The sequence below is a fragment of the Paenibacillus taichungensis genome (assembly GCF_013359905.1).
Classification (GTDB): domain Bacteria; phylum Bacillota; class Bacilli; order Paenibacillales; family Paenibacillaceae; genus Paenibacillus; species Paenibacillus taichungensis.
The window spans coordinates 1-293 of sequence record NZ_JABMCC010000065.1 but is presented as its reverse complement, the minus strand read 5'-3'; the positions used below and the strand labels follow the sequence as shown (position 1 = coordinate 293).

The following is a 293-nucleotide window of genomic DNA, read 5'->3' as shown; positions in this document are numbered from 1 at the left end:
TGAAGCCCCCCTCAAGATGAGATTTCCCAGTATGTAAGACCCCTTGAAGACGACGAGGTAGATAGGCTGGGGGTGGAAGTGCAGCAATGCATGGAGCTGACCAGTACTAATCGGTCGAGGGCTTATCCAAATATGCAAGTTATAAATCGCACATTTCGTTTCGGATCTAGTTTTCAGAGAACAAACTCTGAGATGTAAGCTAAGCTATGCGTTTGGTGGCGATGGCGGAGGGGTTCCACACGTACCCATCCCGAACACGACCGTTAAGCCCTCTAGCGCCGATGGTACTTGGA

General features: G+C 50.2%; 2 rRNA genes. Both read left to right on the top strand.

The features are described from left to right. Positions 1 to 130 (top strand): 23S ribosomal RNA (locus HP548_RS00540); the annotation flags it as partial. An 81-nt stretch (positions 131 to 211) separates the two neighbouring features. Further along, a 5S ribosomal RNA gene (gene rrf / locus HP548_RS00535) occupies positions 212 to 293 on the top strand; the annotation flags it as partial.